The organism is Pseudomonas sp. LBUM1663 (genome assembly GCF_059695905.1).
Genome location: NZ_CP166792.1, coordinates 6108162 through 6126754 on the forward strand (window position 1 = coordinate 6108162; position 18593 = coordinate 6126754).

An 18593-nucleotide genomic window follows, 5' to 3' on the forward strand; every position below is an offset into this window, starting at 1 on the left:
CCTATCTGCGACATTCACATACTTATCGCGACCAGCCCCCAACTACCGGGGGTTGCGCGTCGGGAACAGAGTGGGCCATGTCGCTCGTGGATAAGGTTCTGGCGTGCGCCGGCCCCACACTCGCTCCACACAAAGACGATTTCTTTACACCCTTGCGTTGCAAACCGAATCAGCCACTCTTTCGCCGGCCACACAGAATGGCCATGAGGATCAAATCGATGGACGTCACCGCAAAAATAAGCCTGGGCGATCCGCTGGAACCCGCACGCAAGGCCACCGCGCAGATGCTGCAAGAGCGCGAGCGCACTTTCTCGCTGCCGCAGCCGTTTTACTCTGACGAGCGGCTGTTTGATATCGACATGCAGGAGATCTTCCAGAAAGAGTGGTTGATCGCCGGCATGGCCTGCGAAATCCCGACCAAGGGCAACTACCTGACCCTGCAAGTCGGCAAGAACCCGATCATCGTGATTCGCGGCGCCGAAGGCGTGATCCATGCGTTCCACAACGTCTGCCGCCACCGCGGTTCGCGTCTTTGCACCAGCGAAAAAGGCAAGGTCGCCAAACTGGTCTGCCATTACCACCAGTGGACTTACGAACTGGACGGTCGCCTGCTGTTCGCCGGCACCGAAATGGGCGCCGACTTCGACATGAAGCAGTACGGCCTCAAGCCGGTGAACGTGAAAACTGCTGGCGGCTACGTCTTCATCAGCCTGTCGGAGAACCCGCCGGCCATTGATGACTTCCTGTCGACGCTGAACCATTACATGGAACCGTATGACATGGAAAACACCAAGGTGGCGATTACCACCACCTTGATGGAAAAGGCCAACTGGAAACTGGTGCTGGAAAACAACCGCGAGTGCTACCACTGCAACGCGTCGCACCCGGAACTGCTGAAAACCCTGCTGGAATGGGACGACGTCACCGACCCGCGTGCCGACCAGGCCTTCAAGGATCACGTCGCCGCGTCCGCCGCTGCCTGGGAAGCCGAGAAGATCCCTTACGCCCATGCCAGTTTCGGCCTGCGTAACCGTATCGTGCGCATGCCGCTGCTCAAAGGCACCGTGTCGATGACCCTGGACGGCAAACAGGGCTGCGCCAAACTCATGGGCCGGATCAAGAACCCGGACCTGGGCTCGATGCGCATCCTGCACCTGCCGCACTCGTGGAACCACTGCATGGGCGATCACATCATCGTCTTCACGGTGTGGCCGATCAGCGCTCAGGAAACCATGGTCACCACCAAGTGGATCGTCCACAAGGACGCGGTTGAAGGCGTGGACTACGACGTGGACCGCATGCGCCAGGTCTGGGACGCCACCAACGACCAGGACCGTCGCCTGGCCGAAGAGAACCAGCGCGGAATCAACTCCACGGCTTACCAGCCAGGCCCTTACTCCAAGACCTATGAATTTGGTGTGGTGAACTTTGTGGACTGGTACAGCGAGCGGTTGCTGAACAACCTCGGGGCCGAGCCTGCGCCTTACCTCAAAGGGGTTCCGGTTCAGGGCTAACAGCAAAAGCATCGCGGGCAAGCCCGCTCCCACAAGGATCGGCGGCGTACACATAATTTGTGAACACCCCAATCACTGTGGGAGCGGGCTTGCCCGCGATTGCGTTCTCCAAGACACCGCATCCCTTACTGCAAAACTCCCCTCATCTTAGAACTGTACGAAATATGATCTATTACGTTCAGGCCTATGCGCAACGTGGCTCCCAGCCTTCCGCAAACAACTTATCCACACCTCCACCCACAGCTAATGGGGACAAGTCTGTTTTTACGGAAAACTTTCGTCTAGTAAAGTGAATAAAAACCGTGACTTATCCAGAAGCAGGGTTTTGAACAGCGACTGGCTGTTTTTTGATCGAAAGCCTGCAAGGCACGTTATACGTGGCGTACAGCGGATGGCGAACACCTTATCCACAGAAGCGCCAACAGACTTTGGGGGCAACTTTCATGGATCTGTGGAAAACCCGCGCAAACCACGGTAAATCAAGGTTTGTGCGGTGTTTGTAGCGTCAAAACGGTGATTTGATCGTTTTTTAATCAACCACCGGATAAGCCCGTTTTATATAGCCTGTAGAGGACAACAAACATCTTATCCACAGATGCGCTAACAGAGATTGGGGGCAAGTATTGGCGCGCGTATAAAGTTATCCTCTGGAAAAAGCGTGAAAAAACCGCAATTTAGCCTGGTTGTTTTTTGTACGAAGGGTTGCAGGGCTTGTTTTGTATGGGGTGTAGCGAAGCGCGAACATGTTATCCACAGAAACGCTAACAGGGATTGTGGGTAAATGTGTTTCGTCGATACAAGGCTCAGAATTTCACAAAGTCGGTAGACGGTCTCTGGATACCCCCTCAAACGCGCCGTACGTCATGGCAAGTCATGCTCGTTCCGGAACGGCCGTCGTGACCACTCCGATCACCGCTACATAAAGGCTTATACCGGCGATCCCAGATAACGTTTCGAGTACATAGGATGAAATAACAAAAATCCCCATCAGTGCTGCAAGCAGAAGAAGTAGGTTCGACGAGCAAAAAACAAACACTCTAACGCCGAACGACTTTGACTTTAGCTTTGCAGCGACAAGCATCCCTAACCCTGTGGATATGATTGCCAAAAGACCTATGACTTGCAGCGCTACTGTATAAATCATCACAGCAGGCAATCCTCTGGTGTCCGATAGATCATCAGGATTTTCAGGCATACCAATTCCTGCAGACAACAAACAGAACCAGGCAGTAATAAATAACAGGATTGCAATTAACAGTCGTTGATATTGGCGCACGAATATTACTCCCAAAAAACCTGATGGGTCGCCAATGCATGCACGACCAACCTATGCAAACCCATAACAACTCAGTGTTGAGTTTAAATGCGACAGCCTTTAATTAACACTAACGAGCAATAAAGATCAAATTTGTTCCCTGAAGGGATATCTCATATGGCTTCGCATTTAAATATCTTTCAACCGCCGCGAGCACACTTGTTGCGTTTTCACCCACCGCACTTCGAAAGGTACTTGGATTCGCATCATAGACATCATTGTAAGCTCTTGCACCTCCGTGAAAGCTCAATCTTCCATTTTCTTGCTTGATAATAGTTCCTTCAATCTTCAGTGTAATATTTCCAAGCCAGGACGCCGTCATCCAAGAGTCCGCAGATGTGTTATAGGGTACCTTATCCAAGGCAATTGCAGTTCGGCCTACAGGTGCACTCACGAATGCAGATTCCAGCATCGGGATCGATGTTCCAGACAGATTCAGTCCTAGACTATTGATGTTGGCCTCTGCAGAGACCCCGTTACCGTAGAGAAAATGACCAAAGGCAGCCACCGGGGTTAGCGCACCGCCAGACAGCCCAATGGACTCAGGTACAGAACCTGCTGTGAAGTAACGAGAGGCGTAATGCAAAGCCTGTGCGGGTGACATGCTAGGGTTTAGGCAGATGTAGTTATCAGCAAAGGGAATCGCCTGCATGTCACGCACAATCGAAGAGACAATGCTTACGGCAACCCCATTTCTAATAGACGACTGTTGTTCGTTAGTGATCTTTATGATCATCTCTCGCCACAGCCCCTGACTGTAGGACTGGTTTCGTTGTTGTTGCTGTGCAATAAATATCATTGCGGGGTTGGGAGCGGGCCAGGCACCGCCAGTCGGCGTTGGGGTATAGCCAGGCGCGGCAGCATTAATCTCAAGAGGTGGAAGTACGATTCCATTCATATGTAACTCCTACGAAATTGCAATAAGGTTGTCAAAAAATCCATTTAGAAGTCAGCCTTCTTTATCCAGAAGAACCAGACACTACAAACTACTCTCACTGGGTGACACGACCCAAAAAAATATACCGCAGCGAAAACCATCTAACAAGACCATCACTATGTAGCTGAAAGCTACTATACCCAGCCACTGTAGGACGCCACGAGATTAATTTAAACAGCAGCAGACCGCACCAAAAACTAGCCATATCACTGATATGAAACGGAAATGCTATCGAGACTGGCAAATAAAACCTGCTGCCTTGCCTCCTGTTAAACACTTGAATGCAAGTGCAGCAAGAAACGTCTTACACTAATTAAAAAACAATCTTACAGCCGACATTCTTCTTACTTACATAAAATCTTGTCTATAGCTAGATTCTGTTAAAGCACGACCGGCCCGCGTCGATGTCCAGATTCAGCTCATAGTCATTGAATGCGCGCCACCCGAGCAACAGCGAAGGTACGTATTTGCCCTGCAACAACGAAGGAGGGATCGTGAAGTCCGGATAGTATCGATAAGTGATCAACCGGGTACGCCCTAACAACCCCAACTCGCCCTTGTAGGCCAGGTAGCGCGACTTGGCACCGACGTGAATGGGGTTGTTGCCCGGCGAGGCCGAGGTCAGGTAATCGACATTGCCGGTGTCAATGATCGCCATTGTCGCCCGTCGATCCAGCCGCGCGGCGATGGTCAGTCGTTGATTGATATCCATGCGCTCATAGGTAATGGGCGAATCACATCGAGCCGCCGGTTCGGCGTGAAGCTCCAGGGTCTTCTTCGTGACCTTCAATGGCCCCAGCTTGGCGAGCAAGTCGAGCCCCAACAAGTTGTCCCGGTCACTGACAAACACAAGGACGTTGCTGAATTCGCTCCCGCCTATCTTCAACGACTTGAAAATCCCGAGTTTTGCAGCCAGCTCACGTTCGCCATAAAACGTGCTGTAGCCATAGCGAGAATCGGTTAGCAACGTGATCCCCATCAGCTTCGCGGTTTCGCTGTTGACCCGTGTCTGCGGGGCTCCGGTGTCCAAAATGAAGCGTGACGAGACACCGTTGGCCGCTTTGACATCGATGTAGGGCACGACTTCATCCGTCACGTAGCTGTCACTGGGGGAAGGATGAATCGTCAGGACTTCGGGTTGCCTGGTTCGTTGCACTGAAAAATCGCCGACCGCGCGCAGCCTCGAGATCGATTCACTGCCGAACATGGAAAACAAGGCGTTGAGTTCAGCGTCTTTGGCTATGACCTGGGCATGGCGCCGCTTGGTCGCCAAATAATAGTCAGGGATCTTGTTCGCGGCTTTGGTTTCTAACATCCGGGCAAAGACGGAAACGGAACAATCGAGGTTCTTTCCAGCGTCCAGCACCTTGTCGCATTGCTGCTTCATCTGATCCAGGGAGGCTTTTTGTCCCTGGTCAGATGCCAACCATTGGTAAAAGTCCGCTGCTTCTTTCCGGGTTTCAGCCGTCGATCGTATGGACAGCATCAGAAGCGCCATCACGGCACAGATCAGACATGTCTCACGTCGACTGACCGCGTTCATGTTCAACCCATTGTCGAAAACGCGTTGTATGAATTAGCGCTGCTGCCGGATCGGGCCGCTCATAGAGAAATGTAGCTCACTAGGGCCGATACATCAGGTAGGCCTCACCCGTCACCCGAATCATCGGATGGGGCGTGATCTGGCAGGTGTCGACGATGCGGAAGCCATGTCGCTCGTAAAACCGCCGAGCGCCGGTGTTGGCGGCGTAGTCGATCAGGCTCAAACCATTGAGCCCGAGCCGGTTAGCGCGGTCGTAGGCATAGGCGAGGAATTGCTTGCCCAGGCCCAGGTTGCGCCAGCCCTCATGCAGCGCCAGGCTGGAAATGTAGAGGGTGTCGGGGATTTCCATCTTCGCGTAGGGCGCCAGGACCGGATCGGTCGTCGGTTCCGCCAACGGATCGTGACGCATCACGTAGCTGTGCAGCATGCCGATGACCCGGCCCTCCGACTCTGCGATAAGGCAGTTCTGCCAGGAGAAATCCACGTCGTCGCGGGCGTAACGAATAGCGCCGACCTCCAGCAGGTCCTGACCGGGCTGGGCCAGTTGGCTCCAGATGTAATCGGCAGCCCCTTCCGATGTGATTTGAAACAGACGCGCAATCTCCCGCGCATCGGCGCGCACTGCCGAACGAAATTCAACGGCCATTGTTTCCCCGTAAATGTTGGTGACACGAACGTCCTGTGGGAGCGGGCTTGCTCGCGAAGGCGGTGCATCAGTCAGCCTTGTACCGACTGACACACCGCCTTCGCGAGCAAGCCCGCTCCCACAATGGACCAGCGGTGGATTTGCTTTAGCGGACTACGCCTTCTTCGATCAGCAACTTGAGAATCGCCTCGGCCCCGGCTTGCGCGGTCACGCCTTTGAGGACTTGGCCACCGCCGCCACTGGCCTTGGCCGTCGCGGCTTTCATCCGGTCGGCGCCGCTCTTGGCCTTGATCACCTTCAAGCGTTTGGGCCGTGGCTTGGCCGGTTGCAGGGTGGCGACGGCCAATAATTCATCGTCAATTACTTCGACTTCATCGGCTTGCAACACCCCACGCCGCGCCGGGCCGTAGGCGCTCTGCCGAGGCTTGGGTGCTGCGTTATCCACAGTCGCGAGAAACGGCAGCCGCACTTTCAGCCGACGACGCTGACCTCGGGGCAAGGCTTGCAGCACCAGCGCCGAACTGCCATCGATGGATTCCACTTGAGCCAGCCCGACCACCAGCGGCCAGCCGAGGCTTTCGGCCAACAGGAACGGGAGCATGCCCGAGCCTTCACCGGTTTCCGCCTGGCTGCCGGTCAGCACCACTTGCGCCCCGGCGTCGCGCAAATACGCGGTCAATGCCGGCAAGGCATCGGCGCCTTCCGGCTGTTCGAGCACATGCAGTTGTTCCAGGCCCATGCCCAGATAGGCGCGCAACGCCGGTTCGGCAACATCGCCGGCATGCAGCACTTGCAAGTTATCCCCAGCCAGTTGCAGGCCCAGTTCCACCGCCCGCGCATCTTGCTCCGCGCGACGTGGCCGGCCGGAGGTCGGGTGGGCGCCGATGGACACCAGGCTGATGATTTTCGTGCTCATAACCCTTTCCTTTCCTTAAGCCGCATCGCGCTTGGCTTCGTTGCGGTAGGCCTCTACCGCCGCGATCAAGGCTTGAAGAATCTCGGCGCTCTCTCCGATCACCGACAGGTCGGCCCGTTTGATCATGTCGCAACCCGGGTCGAGGTTGATGGCCACCACCTTGTCGCAGGCACCGATGCCTTGCAGGTGCTGGATCGCCCCGGAAATCCCCACCGCCACGTAAACCCGCGCGGTGACCCAAGTGCCGGACGCACCGACCTGACGGTCGCGAGCCATGAAGCCATCGTCCACCGCCACTCGGGACGCGCCTTCGGTGGCGCCGAGGGCTTCAGCGGTCCTGTGGAAAAGTCCCCAGTCCTTGACCCCGTTGCCGCCGGAGAAGATGAATTCGGCTTCGGCCATCGGAATCGCCGCCGGGTCCACTGCCACCGCGCCCAAATCTTCGATGCGCGACAAGCTGCGTGCGACGGCTGTGGATAACTCCACCGGCAACGCTTCGTGACGGGTTTCGCTGACCGGTTCGGCGCATTCGACGGCAGCCAGAATCAAGCGTGCAACCGGGCGCGCAAGGTCTTGTAAGCCAGCGCCGGCGCGGCCGATGCATTCCTGATCCTTGACCTGCCAGACTCGCGTGGCCGGGCGTTCGCCCAGTGCAGCGGCAAAGCGCCGACCGAGTTCACCGCCACCGCTTCGGCTATCGGGCAGCAGCCAATGACGCGGGTTGAACTGGTTATCCACAGCCCGCAGGCCCTGGACCCGTTGTTCCGGTGCATAACCGCTGAATTCATCGCCCTCCAGCACGAGCAAGCGATCGACGCCAGCGGTGGCGAAGGCGCTTTCTTTGTGTTCACCGAAGACCACGGCCAATACCGCGCCGTCCTTGCCGGCCAACTGATGAGCCAGACCGAGCAAGTCACGGTCGTGGCTGCTCAAGCGGCCGCCGACCATGTCCGGCACCACGCTGATGTAAAACGCAGGTGCAGGCACTTGATGCAGTGGCAATTGCACTTCCACGGCCGCCGAGCGCTTGGTCGCGCCGCCCTGCTGAGCGCCGCTGCGGTCAATGCGCTTGATGCCGTTGGGGCCGATAAAACCGATGCCGTGCAGGTTCTTGCGGATGACGCCGTTAGGCCCCATCCAGCTGTGTTGCGCCGGTTGCATGGCCGCGTGCAGCGGGTGCAGGCGGTTACGGGCAATCCATTCGGCGCGGGGGTCGCGGCGGATAATGTCGCTCATCAGTGGGCCTCCGCAGGTTCACGTTGGGCCGGGGTAGTCGGCTTGCTCGGGGCGGCGTCTTCGAGCAACGCGTCCGCTACCAGTTCGGCGATGTCCTTGATCAGCGGTCGCGGTTCGACCACGCCTTCGAGCATCGCCGTGCACTGTGGACAACCCACGGCCACCAGTTCGGCGCCGGTTTCGCGGATGTCGTCCATGCGCATGTCGGGGATCCGTTGCTTGCCCGGAATGTCGGTGATCGGCGCGCCGCCACCGCCGCCGCAGCAGCGCGAGCGGAATCCGGAGCGTTGCATCTCTTTCACTTCAATCCCGAGGGCGCGCAGCACTTCACGCGGTGCCTCGTATTCGCCGTTGTAGCGGCCGAGGTAGCAAGGGTCGTGATAGGTCACGCTGCTGCCTTTGTGCTGGCCGAGGTTCAGGGCGCCAGCGCCAATGATTTCCGCCATGTAGGTGCTGTGGTGCTGCACCAGGTAGTTGCCGTCGAAGGCGCCGTATTCGTTTTTCAGCACGTGGAAGCTGTGCGGGTCGCAGGTGACGATGCGGTTAAAGCTGTACTTGGCCAGGGTCTGGATATTGCGTTTGGCCAACAACTGGAACGTCGCTTCGTCGCCCAGACGCCGGGCCACGTCACCGCTGTCGCGCTCTTCAAGACCGAGCACCGCGAAGTCGACCTTGGCCGCTTTCAGCACTTTGACGAAGGCGCGCAGGGTGCGCTGGTTACGCATGTCGAACGCACCGTCGCCGACCCAGAACAGCACGTCGACGGACTTCTTCTCGCTCATCAGGTTGAGGTTCAAGTCCGCCGCCCAGTTCATCCGCCCGCCCGGGGCGAAGCCGCCCGGGTTGTCGGTGGCGATCAGGTTTTCCAGGACTTCGGCGCCCTTGTTCGGGGTCGCGCCTTTTTCCAGGGTCAGATGGCGGCGCATGTCGACGATGGCATCGACGTGCTCGATCATCATCGGGCACTCCTCGACGCAGGCGCGGCAAGTGGTGCAGGACCACAGGGTCTCGGCGTCCACCAGACCGTTGACGATCGGTTGATGCGGGTTGCCGGCGTGCTCGCCAATCGCTTTGCCCGGATATGGACTGCCGGCGAATTTGGCATCGGTGCCACCGGCCAGGCCGACGACCATGTCTTGAATCAGCTTTTTCGGGTTCAGCGGCTGGCCGGCGGCGAATGCGGGGCACGCGGCTTCGCATTTACCGCACTGCACACAGGCGTCGAAGCCGAGCAGTTGGTTCCAGGTGAAATCCTTGGGTTTTTCCACACCCAGTGGCGCGTTTGGATCGTTCAGATCCAGCGGTTTCAAACCGGTGGAACGGCCGCCGCCAAAGCGCTCGGCGCGACGGTGCCAGGCCAGGTGCAACGCACCGGCGAAGGCGTGCTTCATCGGCCCGCCCCAGGTCATGCCAAAGAACAGTTCCGAAACGCCCCACAGCACGCCGACGCCGAGGATCGCTGCCACCACCCAACCACCGAAGTTTTCCGGAAGGATGCCGGCGACCGGCAGGGTCAACAGGAAGAAACTCGCCGAGAACGCCAGCAGGCTTTTTGGCAGGCGCATCCACGGCCCTTTGGACAGGCGAGCCGGTGGGTTGCGACGACGCAGGTAGACAAAGATCGCACCCACGAACATCACCACCGTCATCAACAACAGCGCGTAGCCGAGGATGCGGTTATGCAGGCCAAAACCGTGAACCAGAATCGCCAGCACGATGGACGCCACCGCGCCACCGGCCGTGGCCACGTGGGTGTTGGCGATGTATTTGTCCCGCGCCACCACGTGGTGCAAATCGACCATGTAGCGCTTGGGCATGGCGAACAGGCCGCCGATCAGGTCGACCTTGGAGGCTCGGCCCCGGCGCCACATAGCCACCCGCCGCAACGCGCCCAGGACACCCAGGCCCAGGGCAGCGAACAACAGGATTGGAAGAAGGGTGTTCAACATGGTGGAGCTCCCAAAGACCTCGGGGTCATGTGCGTGCCGATGAGAGCGACGCACCTACTTGTGGCGAGGGAGCTTGCTCCCGCTGGAGCGCGAAGCGCTCCCAAAACAGCCTCAGGTGTACACCTGCTACACCTCGACTGCAGGTTTTGGGGCTGCTTCGCAGCCCAGCGGGAGCAAGCTCCCTCGCCACAGGTGATGGTGGTAAATCCGTTAGAAGTCTTTGCACAACCGCAGCGCGTCATAGATCGCCGCGTGGGTGTTGCGCTGCGCCACGCAGTCGCCGATGCGGAACAGCAAGTAGCCGTCGCCCGCCTGGCTCAGCGAAGGTTGCGGCTTGATCGCGAACAAGGCTTCGATGTCCATCTGGCCTTTGTTGCGCGAGCCTTCCTTCATGGCGTAGTAGATTTCTTCGTCCGGACGCACGCCGTTTTCGACGACGACCTGGTCTACCACCCGCTCCTCTTTGGCGCCGGTGTATTCGTTTTCCAGCACCGCCACCAGCTTGTCGCCTTCGCGGTAGACCTTCTCCAGCATCATGTCGCCGGTCATGATCACTTCTTTCGGGTACATGCTGCGGTAGTACGTCGGGAACGACGTACCGCCAATCGCCACGCCCGGCTTGATGTCGTCGGTGACGATCTCGACCTGGCTGCCCTTGTCGGCGAGGAAGTCCGCAGTGGACATCCCGGTGAACTCGCAAATGGTGTCGTAGACCAGCACGTTCTTGCCCGGCGCGACCTTGCCGTCGAGGATGTCCCAGCTGCTGACCACCAGGCCTTCAGCCGCGCCCCAGTGTTCGTTCTGTTCCAGGAACGGATGACCGCCAACGGCGAGCACCACCACGTCCGGACGCAAGTCGAGAATGGTTGCCGCATCCGCCGCCACGCCCAGGCGCAGATCAACTTTCAGACGCGCCAGCTCCAACTGGAACCAGCGCGTGATGCCGGCGATCTGGTCACGCTGTGGGGCTTTCGATGCAGTCGTGATCTGCCCGCCAATGAATTCTTTCTTCTCGAACAGGGTCACGTCGTGGCCACGTTCGGCCGACACACGCGCCGCTTCCATCCCGGCAGGACCGGCACCGACCACCACAACCTTGCGCTTCACACCGGTCGATTTCTCGATGATGTGCGGCACGCCCATGTATTCACGGGAGGTCGCGGCGTTCTGGATGCACAGCACGTCCAGACCCTGGTACTGACGGTCGATGCAGTAGTTGGCGCCGACGCACTGTTTGATCTGGTCGACCTGACCCATTTTGATCTTGGCGATCAGGTGCGGGTCGGCGATGTGGGCGCGGGTCATGCCGACCATGTCCACATAGCCGCCTTCCAGAATCCGCGTTGCCTGGTTCGGGTCCTTGATGTTCTGCGCGTGCAGAACAGGAGCCTTGACCACTTCCTTGATACCGGCGGCCAAGTGCAGGAACGGCTCCGGTGGATAACTCATGTTCGGGATAACGTTGGCCAGGGTGTTGTGGGTGTCGCAACCCGAACCGACCACGCCGATGAAGTCGATCATACCGGTGTCGTCGTAGTACTTGGCGATCTGCTTCATGTCTTCGTGGGACAAGCCGTCCGGGTGGAACTCGTCACCGCACAGACGGATGCCGACGCAGAAATCCGGGCCGACTTCAGCCCGCACAGCCTTGATCACTTCCAGGCCGAAACGCATGCGGTTCTCGAAGCTGCCGCCCCATTCGTCGGTACGTTTGTTGACCCGTGGGCTCCAGAACTGGTCGATCATGTGCTGGTGCACCGCTGACAGTTCGACGCCGTCCAGACCACCGGCCTTGGCGCGGCCAGCCGCGGTGGCGTAATTGCCGATCACCCGCCAGATTTCTTCCGGCTCGATGGTTTTGCAGGTCGCGCGGTGCACCGGTTCACGGATGCCCGAAGGCGACAGCAAAGTTGGCCAATGCTCGCCGTCCCAACGGGAACGACGACCCATGTGGGTAATCTGGATCATGATCTTGGCGCCATGCTTGTGCATGGCATCGGCCAGGTTCTGGAAGTGCGGAATGATCCGGTCGTCGGCCAGGTTGACCGACTTCCACCAGCCTTGCGGGCTGTCGATGGCCACACTGGAGGAACCGCCGCAAATCGCCAGGCCGATCCCGCCCTTGGCTTTCTCTTCGTAATACTTGACGTACCGGTCGGTGGTCATGCCGCCGTCGGTCGCGTAGACCTCGGCGTGCGCGGTGCTGAGCACGCGGTTGCGGATGGTCAGTTTGCCGATCTGGATCGGCTGGAACATTGCTTCGAAAGCCATGGCGGGTTCCTCGACTTACAACGGCTTGACGGTGAACAAACCGTCGTCGTGGCCTTCTTCGGAGCCACCGTAGACCTGTTCGGCAACGGTGCGGATCTTGCTGCCGCGGGCTTGCAGAATCTGGTCCATGGCGCCGGCAAACCAACCGGTGAACATGTAGTCGACCTTGCGCCCGACCTTGCCATACACGTAGACGAACGCCGAGTGTTCGAGCTTGACGCTGGCGGTGCCTTTGTCGAGGTCGATGTCCTGGATCTTGAACAGGCCCCAGCCGCGTTGCGACAGGCGCTTCATGTAGTGCTCGAACACCGCGACGCCTTCCAGGCCATGGCATTCAGCTTCTTTTTCACACCAGTGCCAGGCAGATTTGTAGCCGGCCTTGTAGAGGATTTCGGCGTAGGCGTCGGCGCCCAGCACTTCCTCGATGCCCATGTGGTTGTTGACGAAGAAGTGACGCGGTACGTACAGCATCGGCAGGGCGTCGGAGGTCCAGACACCGGTTTCGCTGTCGACTTCGATTGGCAATTGCGGGGCGATCTTGGCCATGGAAACTTAACTCCAGAAAATTTTGGGTGTTGCCCCCGGCGCGGACGGCCGGGGGAAAGAATTCTTCAGATGCGGTGGCTTATTCGCCCCAGACGTCCTTGAGGACGTTGACCCAGTTCTCGCCCATGATCTTGCGCACCACACGCTCGGAGTGGCCGCGCTTGAGCAGGGTTTCGGTCAGGTTCGGGAACTCGCCGACGGTGCGGATGCCCAGCGGGTTGATGATCTTGCCGAAGCTGGTCAGGCGGCGGGCGTAGCCCTTGTCATGGGTCAGGTATTCGAAGAAGTCCTGTCCATGGCCCTGGGTGAAGTCGGTGCCGATACCGATGGCGTCTTCACCAACGATGTTCATGGTGTATTCGATGGCTTCGGCGTAATCGTCGATGGTCGAATCGATGCCCTTGGCCAGGAATGGCGCAAACATGGTCACGCCGACGAAACCGCCGTGATCGGCGATGAACTTCAGTTCTTCATCGGATTTGTTGCGCGGGTGAATTTTCAGACCCGACGGCAGGCAATGGGAGTAGCAAACCGGCTTTTTGGATTCGAGGATGACTTCTTCGGAAGTCTTGGAGCCGACGTGGGACAGGTCGCACATGACGCCGACACGGTTCATCTCGGCAACGATTTCGCGACCGAAGCCCGACAGGCCGCCATCACGCTCGTAGCAACCGGTACCGACCAGGTTCTGGGTGTTGTAGCACATCTGTACGATGCCGACGCCGAGCTGCTTGAACACCTCGACATAGCCGATCTGGTCTTCAAAGGCGTGAGCATTCTGGAAGCCGAACAGGATGCCGGTCTTGCCCTGCTCTTTGGCCTTGCGGATATCGGCGGTGGTGCGCACCGGAATTACCAGGTCGCTGTTCTCGCGGATCAGCTTCTGGCTGGCGGCGATGTTGTTGACGGTGGCCTGGAAGCCCTCCCACACCGACACGGTGCAGTTAGCCGCGGTCAGACCGCCCTTGCGCATGTCTTCGAACAGCTCACGGTTCCACTTGGCAATAATCAGCCCGTCGATAACGATGCTGTCGGCGTGCAATTCGGCTGGGCTCATCAGGCTGTCCCCTATTAGCGATTCATGCGCCGAATCGTGTGCCGGCGCTTTGGGGCCAGCATATGCCTGAGGACCGGGGCAGCCGGGTGCAAAAACGACAGGGGGTTTGCCGAAAGCGTCAATCCGCGACAAAGGGTCGTTGATCGACGTAATCGCCCTCCTGTTCAAGGGCCGCTGCTTGGGCCAGAATTCGCTGCATTACTGAATGGGCACTGAAAAATAGGGGCTGCGTCGCAATGAGAACGATCTTCCTGGCTTTGGCACTGATAGCGACCGGCGTACACGCGGCTGAGGAGGCCGACGACAACCCCTGCGACAAGGTCGAAAACGACGTCCAGACCCTAGAATGCTCCGCCTACAGCAGAAGCACCGCCGAAGACCTGCTCAAAGACAACTACCAAAGCCTGACCGAGCGCATGCAAACGGCCTACGGCAAAAACCCGGCGCAACTGAGCGACATCACCGCCAAGCTCAAGGCGGCTCAGCAGCAATGGCTGAAGACCCGGGATGCGGATTGCGCGGTTGAAGCGTTTCCGGCGACCAGCGGTAGCAAGGCGTTCACGATTGCACAGAATGATTGCGTGGCGCGGATGAGTGATGAGCGGTCGGAGTTTTTGGAGTCGATTGGGCAGGAGTAAAAACATAAACATGGAAAATCGTTTGATCCCACATCAAGTAGTCAGCCGTATCGTCGATGGAGCGTTGCCTGTTCGCGCCTGGCGCGAACACTTGAACCTTACCCAGGATGAAGTGGCCAAACGCATGGGCATTTCTCAACCTGCTTTTGCCCAGCAAGAGACTGTAGCGAAGCCTCGCAAGGCCACCCGCGAGAGAATTGCCGCGGCGTTTGGTATCACGGCCAATCAACTTGAGCTGTAGGCTGCACACAACCATTTGTGAAAGGGATCGAAATGAAAATCTGCGGCATTGAAATCAAAGGCAGCGAAGCGATCATCGCCGTGGCCTCGCTGGACGGTCAGACGTTGAGCCACGTCGCCCTGGCGACCAAGAAAATTGCCTTGGACGATGACGACGAAGCCGCGAACGTCAAAGTCTTTGCCGCTCAGGTGGCGTCGTTTGTACGCGAGAATTCCATCGACCGGATCGCGATCAAGAAGCGCAGCAAGAAAGGTGAATTCGCCGGTGGTCCGACGACGTTCAAGATCGAGGGCGTTTTTCAGTTGCTGGAGAGTTGCGAGGTGACGTTGCTGTCTCCGCAGACGATTAATGCGCAGAACAAGAAGTTTGACTTTGCGCTGCCGGAAACACTGAACAAGTATCAGCATGAGGCTTACAAGGCGGCGTGCTCCGCTCTGATGAAGAAATAACGACAGACCACTTGTAGGAGCGAGACTTGCCCGCGAAGGCGGTGTGTCAGGCGCCAGAGAAGTTGAATGTGCCGGCCTCTTCGCAGGCAAGCCTCGCTCCTGCAGGGTTCGTTCTCGCACTATCACGGTTCAGGCCTTTTGGGTTTGTCGTCGATCTTCCCGCGGACACCTTTCAAACCGTGCCCGATAACTGCGGGTGAAATACGAAGGTGATTCAAACCCGCACGCAATGCTCACCTCCAGCACGCTCATGTCCGTCTGCCGCAGCAACTGCCGCGCCTTCTCCAACCGTAATCTCAGGTAGAAATTGCTCGGCGTGTCGGCCAGGTGCAACCGAAACAATCGCTCCAGCTGCCGCCGCGTCACTTTGATCGATTCCGCCAGTTCCAGCGTACTCAGCGGCGGTTCGCTGTGCTGCTCCATCTCGCCGATCACATGCACCAGTTTTTTGTTGCTGATGCCGTAGCGCGTGGCGACTTCCATGCGCTGGTGGTCTTTGCGCGGGCGGATGCGGCCGAGTACGAATTGTTCGCTGACCTGGATCGCCAGTTCCGGGCCGTGGGCCTGGGCGATAAGGTCGAGCATCAGGTCGATGGACGCGGTGCCGCCGGCGGAGGTGATACGCCGGCGGTCGATCTCGAACAGCTCCTGGGTAACGCTGAGCTGTGGATAAGATTCCTTGAACGCGTCGATGGCTTCCCAGTGCAGGGTCAGGCGATGGCCGTCGAGCAGGCCGGCTTCGGCGAGGATGAAGCTGCCGGTGTCGATGGCGCCGAGGATCACGCCTTCGTTGTCCAGGCGGCGCAACCAGTGCTCCAGTGCGGGGGTGGCGAATTTCAGCGGTTCGAAGCCGGCTACGACCAAAAGGGTGGCGCCTTTCTTCAGCGGTTCCAGCGCCGCGTCGGCGTTGACCGACATGCCGTTGCTGGCCAGAACTGCCCCACCGTCGGCACTCAATACATGCCAGCGATACAACTCGCCACGAAAGCGATTGGCGACCCGCAGCGGCTCGATCGCCGAGATAAACCCGATGGCCGAGAAACCCGGCATCAACATGAAGTAGAAATCCTGGGACATGGAGCGCACTCGATAGGCGGGTCGCGTGAGGGCGGGTAGCGTGTGGACGTTGATACGCCACTTGCAACAGGCTTTCAAGAGCGCAGGTCGCTGCAGTGCAAGACCTGGTCGCCGCAGTGCGCTTTCACGGGGCCTTAGCTGCGTAACTTGGCATCACCGGCGCACAAAGATGCCGGAACCCACAATAACGTCTGCCGAGGAAACCTGAGATGAAACGACTGATCAGCAGCTGTGTTCTTGCACTCAGCGGTACCGCTTTCCTGAGCGCCAGTGTCATGGCGGCCGAACCTGCTTCATGCCAGAACGTGCGCATGGGCGTCGTGAACTGGACCGACGTGATTGCCACCAGCGCCATGACCCAGGTGCTGCTCGATGGCCTCGGCTACAACACCAAACAAACCAGCGCTTCCCAGCAAATCATCTTCGCCGGGATCCGCGACCAGCGCCTGGACCTGTTCCTGGGTTACTGGAACCCGCTGATGACCCAGACCATCACCCCGTTCGTCGACGCCAACCAGGTCAAGGTGCTTGAAGCGCCAAGCCTCAAGGACGCCCGCGCCACCCTCGCTGTACCGACTTACCTCGCCGACAAGGGCCTGAAAACCTTCGCCGACATCGCCAAGTTCGAAAAAGAACTGGGCGGCAAGATCTACGGCATCGAGCCGGGCTCGGGCGCCAACACCCAGATCAAGGCCATGATCGCCAAGAACCAGTTTGGCCTTGGCAAATTCCAGCTCGTCGAGTCCAGCGAGGCCGGCATGCTCGCAGCCGTGGATCGCGCCGTGCGCCGCAAAGAGGCCGTGGTGTTCTTCGGTTGGGCGCCGCACCCAATGAACGTCAACGTGCACATGACTTACCTCACGGGCAGCGAAGATGCCCTGGGGCCGAACGAAGGCATGGCCACGGTCTGGACCGTCACCGCGCCGAAATACGCCGAGCAATGCCCGAACATCGGCAAATTGCTGAGCAACCTGACCTACACCGCCGAAGACGAGAGCCGGATGATGCAGCCGCTGCTGGATCACAAGGACGCCTTCGAATCAGCCAAGCAATGGCTGAAAGATCACCCGCAAGACAAGCAACGCTGGCTCGAAGGCGTGACCACCTTCGATGGCAAACCAGCCGCTGACAATTTGAAACTGACCAGTAAATAAACCCCGATTGAACCACCGACTCGCAGCCCGACCGGGCTGCGAACGGAATCATCACGCCTGCAAGGAACCCGCCTCATGAACCACGACGTCATCATCACCTGCGCACTCACCGGTGCTGGCGACACGACCAGCAAGAGCCCACACGTGCCAGTCACCCCGAAACAAATCGCCGCCGCTGCGGTGGAAGCCGCCAAGGCCGGCGCCACCGTCGTTCACTGCCACGTTCGCAACCCCGAAACCGGCAAATTCAGCCGTGACGTGGCGCTGTACCGCGAAGTGATGGAGCGCATCCGCGAGGCTGACGTCGACATCATCGTCAACCTGACGGCGGGCATGGGCGGTGACCTGGAAATCGGCGCGGGCGAGAACCCGATGGAGTTCGGCCCGAACACCGACCTGGTCGGCCCGCTGACCCGCCTGGCCCACGTTGAAGCACTGCTGCCGGAAATCTGCACCCTCGACTGCGGCACCCTGAACTTCGGCGACGGCGACACCATTTACGTGTCCACCCCGGCGCAGCTGCGCGCTGGCGCCAAACGCATTCAAGAGCTGGGCGTGAAGGCCGAGCTGGAAATTTTCGACACCGGTCACCTGTGGTTCGCCAAACAGTTGATCAAGGAAGGCCTGCTCGACGATCCGCTGTTCCAGTTGTGCCTGGGCATTCCGTGGGGCGCGCCGGCCGACACCACCACCATGAAAGCGATGGTCGACAACCTGCCGGCCAATGCGGTTTGGGCCGGGTTCGGCATCGGTCGCATGCAGATGCCGATGGCCGCGCAAGCGGTGCTGCTCGGTGGCAACGTGCGGGTCGGCCTGGAAGACAACATCTGGCTGGACAAGGGTGTGCTGGCGACCAACGGCCAACTGGTCGAACGCGCCTCGGAAATCCTCAGCCGCCTCGGCGCCCGTGTTCTGACCCCAGCGGAAGGCCGGGCAAAAATGGGCCTGACCAAGCGCGGTTAGTCACTAACAACTCTTTCCAACTGTGGGAGCGGGCTTGCTCGCGAAGAGGCCGTTACATCCGACATCTCTGTCGACTGAAACTCCGCTTTCGCGAGCAAGCCCGATCCCACAGGGGATCACCGAATTCTTTTAGGACGTCGC

General features: G+C 58.8%; 16 protein-coding genes and 1 pseudogene. 6 read left to right on the forward strand and 11 right to left on the reverse strand.

The window, feature by feature from the left end; translation table 11 throughout:
• Nucleotides 1–218 precede the first annotated feature (218 nt).
• On the forward strand, nucleotides 219–1514 hold the full coding sequence (gbca, locus tag ACA075_RS28015) for a glycine betaine monooxygenase oxygenase subunit (protein ID WP_497296388.1): 1296 nt from the start codon (nucleotides 219–221) through the stop codon (nucleotides 1512–1514).
• A gap of 871 nt (nucleotides 1515–2385) precedes the next feature.
• Here the strand turns inward: gbca and ACA075_RS28020 are convergent.
• The 10 genes from ACA075_RS28020 to ACA075_RS28065 form a co-directional block, all read right to left on the reverse strand.
• Nucleotides 2386–2790: a hypothetical protein gene (locus tag ACA075_RS28020; protein WP_497296389.1), complete on the reverse strand. Its 405-nt coding sequence runs from the start codon at nucleotides 2788–2790 to the stop codon at nucleotides 2386–2388.
• Between the two features lie 109 nt (nucleotides 2791–2899).
• Nucleotides 2900–3727 carry a lipid II-degrading bacteriocin gene (locus tag ACA075_RS28025; protein ID WP_497296390.1) on the reverse strand — a complete coding sequence of 276 codons (828 nt, stop codon included), beginning with the start codon at nucleotides 3725–3727 and terminating at the stop codon, nucleotides 2900–2902.
• 409 nt (nucleotides 3728–4136) lie between these two features.
• Nucleotides 4137–5309 carry a retropepsin-like aspartic protease gene (locus ACA075_RS28030; protein WP_497296391.1) on the reverse strand — a complete coding sequence of 391 codons (1173 nt, stop codon included), beginning with the start codon at nucleotides 5307–5309 and terminating at the stop codon, nucleotides 4137–4139.
• 79 nt (nucleotides 5310–5388) lie between these two features.
• A complete protein-coding gene (locus ACA075_RS28035) occupies nucleotides 5389–5955 on the reverse strand; it encodes a GNAT family N-acetyltransferase (protein ID WP_497296392.1) in 567 nt (188 codons plus the stop codon).
• 145 nt (nucleotides 5956–6100) lie between these two features.
• Nucleotides 6101–6871, reverse strand: coding sequence for an electron transfer flavoprotein subunit beta (gene etfB / locus ACA075_RS28040; RefSeq protein ID WP_109635441.1), 771 nt, complete (start codon nucleotides 6869–6871; stop codon nucleotides 6101–6103).
• Nucleotides 6872–6886: 15 nt separating this feature from the next.
• A complete protein-coding gene (gene etfA, locus ACA075_RS28045; RefSeq protein ID WP_497296393.1) occupies nucleotides 6887–8107 on the reverse strand; it encodes an electron transfer flavoprotein subunit alpha in 1221 nt (406 codons plus the stop codon).
• Entirely contained in the window at nucleotides 8107–10056 is a 1950-nt protein-coding gene (dgcB, locus tag ACA075_RS28050; RefSeq protein WP_497296394.1) for a dimethylglycine demethylation protein DgcB, read from the reverse strand. The genes etfA and dgcB overlap by 1 nt, the downstream gene beginning before the upstream one ends.
• 210 nt (nucleotides 10057–10266) lie before the next feature.
• Nucleotides 10267–12327, reverse strand: coding sequence for a dimethylglycine demethylation protein DgcA (gene dgcA / locus ACA075_RS28055; protein ID WP_497296395.1), 2061 nt, complete (start codon nucleotides 12325–12327; stop codon nucleotides 10267–10269).
• Between the two features lie 15 nt (nucleotides 12328–12342).
• Nucleotides 12343–12873 (reverse strand): DUF5943 domain-containing protein, encoded by a 531-nt coding sequence (locus ACA075_RS28060; RefSeq protein WP_008033249.1) that lies wholly within the window; start codon nucleotides 12871–12873, stop codon nucleotides 12343–12345.
• Between the two features lie 79 nt (nucleotides 12874–12952).
• Complete coding sequence (locus ACA075_RS28065) at nucleotides 12953–13930, reverse strand: dipeptidase (RefSeq protein WP_008033250.1); 978 nt, start codon at nucleotides 13928–13930, stop codon at nucleotides 12953–12955.
• Nucleotides 13931–14166: 236 nt separating this feature from the next.
• Between ACA075_RS28065 and ACA075_RS28070 the strand changes: the two genes are divergently transcribed.
• From ACA075_RS28070 to ACA075_RS28080, 3 genes and pseudogenes are all read left to right on the forward strand, one after another.
• Entirely contained in the window at nucleotides 14167–14568 is a 402-nt protein-coding gene (locus tag ACA075_RS28070; RefSeq protein WP_497296396.1) for a lysozyme inhibitor LprI family protein, read from the forward strand.
• Nucleotides 14569–14578: 10 nt separating this feature from the next.
• Nucleotides 14579–14809, forward strand: a pseudogene (locus tag ACA075_RS28075) (helix-turn-helix domain-containing protein); the annotation flags it as partial.
• 32 nt (nucleotides 14810–14841) lie between these two features.
• Nucleotides 14842–15258, forward strand: a complete 417-nt coding sequence (locus tag ACA075_RS28080) for a DUF3010 family protein (RefSeq protein ID WP_497296397.1) — start codon at nucleotides 14842–14844, stop codon at nucleotides 15256–15258.
• A 129-nt stretch (nucleotides 15259–15387) separates the two neighbouring features.
• Here ACA075_RS28080 and ACA075_RS28085 read toward each other — a convergent pair whose 3' ends face one another.
• Entirely contained in the window at nucleotides 15388–16335 is a 948-nt protein-coding gene (locus ACA075_RS28085) for a GlxA family transcriptional regulator (RefSeq protein ID WP_497296398.1), read from the reverse strand.
• A gap of 209 nt (nucleotides 16336–16544) precedes the next feature.
• Here ACA075_RS28085 and choX point away from each other — a divergent pair, with 209 nt between their 5' ends.
• Together choX and cdhC are read left to right on the forward strand one after the other, a co-directional pair.
• The gene (choX, locus tag ACA075_RS28090) at nucleotides 16545–17489 is read left to right on the forward strand and encodes a choline ABC transporter substrate-binding protein (protein ID WP_497296399.1); all 945 of its coding nucleotides are present in this window, start codon (nucleotides 16545–16547) and stop codon (nucleotides 17487–17489) included.
• Nucleotides 17490–17564: 75 nt separating this feature from the next.
• The gene (gene cdhC / locus ACA075_RS28095) at nucleotides 17565–18452 is read left to right on the forward strand and encodes a 3-dehydrocarnitine:acetyl-CoA trimethylamine transferase CdhC (protein WP_008151915.1); all 888 of its coding nucleotides are present in this window, start codon (nucleotides 17565–17567) and stop codon (nucleotides 18450–18452) included.
• Nucleotides 18453–18593 lie beyond the last annotated feature (141 nt).

Bases quoted from the DNA above. Each gene is read 5' to 3' on its own strand.
- gbca (WP_497296388.1), top strand. From the start codon at position 219: ATGGACGTCACCGCAAAAATAAGCCTGGGCGATCCGCTGGAACCCGCA.
- ACA075_RS28025 (WP_497296390.1), bottom strand. From the start codon at position 3,727: ATGAATGGAATCGTACTTCCACCTCTTGAGATTAATGCTGCCGCGCCT.
- ACA075_RS28030 (WP_497296391.1), bottom strand. From the start codon at position 5,309: ATGAACGCGGTCAGTCGACGTGAGACATGTCTGATCTGTGCCGTGATG.
- ACA075_RS28035 (WP_497296392.1), bottom strand. From the start codon at position 5,955: ATGGCCGTTGAATTTCGTTCGGCAGTGCGCGCCGATGCGCGGGAGATT.
- etfB (WP_109635441.1), bottom strand. From the start codon at position 6,871: ATGAGCACGAAAATCATCAGCCTGGTGTCCATCGGCGCCCACCCGACC.
- etfA (WP_497296393.1), bottom strand. From the start codon at position 8,107: ATGAGCGACATTATCCGCCGCGACCCCCGCGCCGAATGGATTGCCCGT.
- dgcB (WP_497296394.1), bottom strand. From the start codon at position 10,056: ATGTTGAACACCCTTCTTCCAATCCTGTTGTTCGCTGCCCTGGGCCTG.
- dgcA (WP_497296395.1), bottom strand. From the start codon at position 12,327: ATGGCTTTCGAAGCAATGTTCCAGCCGATCCAGATCGGCAAACTGACC.
- ACA075_RS28060 (WP_008033249.1), bottom strand. From the start codon at position 12,873: ATGGCCAAGATCGCCCCGCAATTGCCAATCGAAGTCGACAGCGAAACC.
- ACA075_RS28065 (WP_008033250.1), bottom strand. From the start codon at position 13,930: ATGAGCCCAGCCGAATTGCACGCCGACAGCATCGTTATCGACGGGCTG.
- ACA075_RS28070 (WP_497296396.1), top strand. From the start codon at position 14,167: ATGAGAACGATCTTCCTGGCTTTGGCACTGATAGCGACCGGCGTACAC.
- ACA075_RS28080 (WP_497296397.1), top strand. From the start codon at position 14,842: ATGAAAATCTGCGGCATTGAAATCAAAGGCAGCGAAGCGATCATCGCC.
- ACA075_RS28085 (WP_497296398.1), bottom strand. From the start codon at position 16,335: ATGTCCCAGGATTTCTACTTCATGTTGATGCCGGGTTTCTCGGCCATC.
- choX (WP_497296399.1), top strand. From the start codon at position 16,545: ATGAAACGACTGATCAGCAGCTGTGTTCTTGCACTCAGCGGTACCGCT.
- cdhC (WP_008151915.1), top strand. From the start codon at position 17,565: ATGAACCACGACGTCATCATCACCTGCGCACTCACCGGTGCTGGCGAC.